The 3,865-nt window shown below is 63.8% G+C and carries 3 protein-coding genes; all 3 read right to left on the bottom strand.

What is annotated here, in order from left to right:
- Positions 1-88: 88 nt before the first annotated feature.
- The 3 genes from ACK1U9_RS15395 to ACK1U9_RS15385 all read right to left on the bottom strand — a co-directional run bounded on the left by ACK1U9_RS15395 (position 89) and on the right by ACK1U9_RS15385 (position 3,843).
- Positions 89-1,411 (bottom strand): dicarboxylate/amino acid:cation symporter, encoded by a 1,323-nt coding sequence (locus ACK1U9_RS15395; protein WP_019098118.1) that lies wholly within the window; start codon positions 1,409-1,411, stop codon positions 89-91.
- Positions 1,412-1,822: 411 nt separating this feature from the next.
- Positions 1,823-3,169 carry an ATP-binding protein gene (locus tag ACK1U9_RS15390; RefSeq protein ID WP_153671176.1) on the bottom strand — a complete coding sequence of 449 codons (1,347 nt, stop codon included), beginning with the start codon at positions 3,167-3,169 and terminating at the stop codon, positions 1,823-1,825.
- A complete protein-coding gene (locus ACK1U9_RS15385; RefSeq protein WP_025340281.1) occupies positions 3,166-3,843 on the bottom strand; it encodes a response regulator in 678 nt (225 codons plus the stop codon). The genes ACK1U9_RS15390 and ACK1U9_RS15385 overlap by 4 nt, the downstream gene beginning before the upstream one ends.
- Positions 3,844-3,865: the final 22 nt, after the last annotated feature.

Raw genomic sequence — 3,865 nt, 5'->3', positions numbered from 1 at the left:
CCGGCGATAGGGCCGGGCCTGAAAGCACAATAATCACCCACAAAAAAGGCGACCCTGAGGTCGCCTTTTTCTTTTCACTATCCCGCGATCAGCGAGCCGGGCCTTCAGCCACGCCCAGGTCGTCGGTCGGACGGGTATCGACCAGCGGCGCACCACCGGAGGCCAGCTCCGATGCCAGCTTGTCGTTGTCCATTTCCTTCACCCACTTGGCTACAACCACGGTGGCAACGGCGTTGCCAACCAGGTTGGTCAGGGCGCGGGCTTCGGACATGAAGCGGTCGATGCCAAGGATCAGCGCCAGGCCGGCAACCGGCAGGTGGCCAACGGCCGACAAGGTGGCAGCCAGGACGATGAAGCCCGAACCGGTAACACCGGCAGCGCCCTTGGAAGCCACCAGCAGCACCAGCAGCAAGGTGATCTGGTGAGTGATGTCCATGGTGGTGTCGGTGGCTTGTGCGATGAACACCGCAGCCATGGTCAGGTAGATCGAGGTGCCGTCGAGGTTGAACGAGTAACCGGTCGGGATGACCAGGCCAACCACCGACTTCTTAGCACCCAGGCGCTCCATCTTGGCCAGCATGCGTGGCAGGGCCGACTCAGAGGAGGAAGTGCCCAGCACGATCAGCAGTTCTTCACGGATGTAGCGGATCAGCTTGAGGACACTGAAGCCGTGGGCGCGGCAGATACCACCCAGCACCACCAGCACGAACAGCAGGCAGGTGATGTAGAAGCAGGCCATCAGGTAGCCCAGTTGCACCAGCGAGCCAACGCCGTACTGGCCGATGGTGAAGGCCATCGCACCAAAGGCACCGATCGGGGCCAGTTTCATGATCATGTTGATGATGTTGAACATGACATGGGCGAAGCGGTCGATCATGTCCAGCACCGGCTTGCCGTAGCTGCCCAGGCGGTGCAGGGCGAAGCCGAACAGCACGGAGAACATCAGCACTTGCAGGATGTCGCCGTTGGCGAAGGCGCCGACCACGGTGTTGGGGATGACGTTGAGCAGGAAGCCGACGGTGGTCTGCTGCGCGCCGGCGGCGGCGTAGGCAGCCACGCTGCTGGCGTTCAGGGTGCTGACGTCGATGTGCATGCCAGCGCCCGGCTTGACCACGTTGACGACGACGAGGCCGATGATCAGCGCGATGGTGGAGACGATTTCAAAGTACAGCAGCGCGTAGCCGCCGGTCTTGCCGACCGACTTCATGCTCTGCATGCCGGCGATGCCGCTGACCACGGTACAGAAGATGATCGGAGCGATGACCATCTTGATCAGTTTGACGAAGCCGTCACCCAAGGGTTTGAGGGCGACGCCCGTCTCCGGGTAGTAGTGGCCGAGCAGGATGCCGATCGTGATGGCGACCAACACCTGGACATACAGGGATTTGTACAGCGGCTGACGTGTCGTCATGGCTAATTTTCCTCAAGTGTGCCGGCTCACCCTTCCCAGGGCGATGGGGCACCTGAATCGCTAACCCTCCTGCACCCGGAGGGATTTGTCGTTGTGTTCGAGCTGCCTGGGCAGGCCTCTGCGAGGATCAATAGCAAGGGTGGTGCCAAAATGCCCATCAAGGGTGCAAAGGCTGTATTTGTGAGGGATAAACGCCCAACGACGGGGCGATTTTCCTGAGGAAGGCTGGCGGATTTCCGCCCGGTGGCGGGATTTGTACAGGGGCATTGGCGGGAATCCGCCCATTGCGGTTTGCCTGTTCCGGCCTCTTCGCGGGTAGACCCGCTCCCACAGGGTGCCCGCGGGGCTCAGGACCTGTGCAGTACCTGTGGGAGCGGGTTCACCCGCGAAAGGGCCGGTACAGGCTACAAATCAATCCAGATGGAAAGTGATTTTGAACGCCGCGCCGCCCAGGGGCGAATCCCCCAGGCTCAGCTCGGCGTCATAGCTGTCGACGATATCCTTGACCACCGCCAGCCCGATCCCCTGCCCCGGGTGCTGGCTGTCCAGCCGCTCCCCACGCTCCAGAATCCGCTCACGCTGGTCCGCCGGCACCCCCGGCCCGTCGTCCTCGATGCACAAGGTCAACCGCCCAGGCGCCTGCTCCAGGCTCACGCGCACCTGGCCCAGGCTCAGGCGGTAGGCGTTCTCCAGCAGGTTGCCCAGCAGCTCCAGCAACGCGCCCTGCTCCATCGGCACCTGCGCCTCATCGGGCAGTTGCAGCGTCACGTCCACCCGCTTGTCTCGGTACACCTTGGCCAAGGTGCTGCACAGGCTGTCGAGCAACGGCCGCAGCAACACGCTATGGCGTACCAGGCCGCTCTTGCGCAGGCTGGCACGCTGCAGCTGGTAGTCGATCTGCTGGCTCATGCGCTCGATCTGGCTCTGCAGCACACGTGCCTGCTCGCGCTCGCCGTTACGCTGCTGCAGACTTTCGCCCACCCCCTGCAATACCGCCAGCGGCGTCTTCAGGCTGTGCGCCAGGTCATCGAGCGAATCACGGTAGCGCTGACGCTGCTCGCGCTCGCTGCGTAACAGGCGGTTCAGCGAACCGGTCAGGCGCAGCAGCTCCCGTGGGTGTTCGCGGCTCAGGCCGTCCCGTACACCCGACTCCACGTCGTCCAGCTCGCGGCTGAGCCGGCGCAACGAACGCAGGCCCCAGGTCAAACCGGCCCACAGCAGCACCAGCAGCGCCAGCAAGGCCGCGCCAAAGCCCAGATAGAGCTTTTCGCGCAGGCCATCGAGGGTGTGCTGGTATTCGCGCACAGGTTGCAGGGCAACGATGCTGTAGGCGGCGCTCTGGCCACCCAGCAGCTTGATCTCGACGTCATAGACGAAGAACTCTTCGCCATCGGCCTGATGAATGCGGGCGAATTCGTTGCCACGGCCGTCGTAGCGCGGGCGGTAGTTGATGTTCTGCGCGGCGGTGGCACGCGACTGCCAGACCAGCTTGCCGTCGCGGTCGAAGATATAGCCGAGCAGGCCGGTGTACGGCAGGTTGTAACGCTCGTCCGGCAGCAGCGTCGGCATCTGCAGTTGGCCGTGTTCGATGCGCGCAGCGGAAATCAGCGTGGTCACATCCGAGGCCAGGCGTTGTTCGATCGACTCCTGCAGGGCCAGGCTGAAGGCTTTCTGCAAGGCCGGTAGCAGCGCCAGCATGAACAGCAGCGCCAGCACTGCGGCCGCCAGCATCAGGCGCACCCGCAGCGAACGGATCATCGACAGCGCTCGGTGAACAGGTAGCCCAGGCCGCGCACGGTGTCGATGGGCTTGAAGCCGTGCTCGCCCTCGAGCTTGCGCCGCAGGCGGCCGACCAGCACTTCGATGACATTGGGGTCGCGCTCTTCGTCACCCGGGTACAGCTGCTCCATTAGGCGGTCCTTGGCCACCACCTGCTGGTGATGGCGCATGAGGTATTCGAGGATGCGGTATTCGTAGGCAGTCAGGGCCAGGGGCTGCTCGTCCAGCGTCGCCTGCTTGCGATTCAGGTCCAGCACCAGCGGGCCGGCGGCGATGGTCGACTGGGTGAAGCCGCTGGAGCGGCGCAGCAGGGCGTTCAGGCGTGCCTCGAGTTCTTCGAACTGGAACGGCTTCACCAGATAGTCGTCGGCACCGGCGGCCAGGCCCTCGACCTTGTCCTGCCAGTTGCCGCGAGCGGTGAGGATGAGAATGGGGAAGGTCTTGTCCTGGCTGCGCAGGCGCGTGATCAGTTCCAGCCCGCTGATGCCGGGCAGGCCCAGGTCGATGATGGCCAGGTCGAAGTGGTACTGCCCGGCCTGGTACAGCGCCTCCTCGGCATCGGCGACCGCCTCGACCACATGGCCGCTTTCGCCCAGGCGGGTGTAGAGGTGATGGCGAAGCAGGGCTTCGTCCTCGACCACCAGCAGTTTCATGTGCAGCTCCTTGATATGTATT

It is taken from the genome of Pseudomonas sp. XP1 (assembly GCF_053557675.1).
Note: the sequence above shows the minus strand (reverse complement) of the source record. Positions and strands in the feature narration are given on the sequence as shown.

Excerpts from the sequence above, each read along its gene's own strand:
- ACK1U9_RS15395 (WP_019098118.1), bottom strand. The coding sequence starts at position 1,411 with ATGACGACACGTCAGCCGCTGTACAAATCCCTGTATGTCCAGGTGTTG.
- ACK1U9_RS15390 (WP_153671176.1), bottom strand. The coding sequence starts at position 3,169 with ATGATCCGTTCGCTGCGGGTGCGCCTGATGCTGGCGGCCGCAGTGCTG.
- ACK1U9_RS15385 (WP_025340281.1), bottom strand. The coding sequence starts at position 3,843 with ATGAAACTGCTGGTGGTCGAGGACGAAGCCCTGCTTCGCCATCACCTC.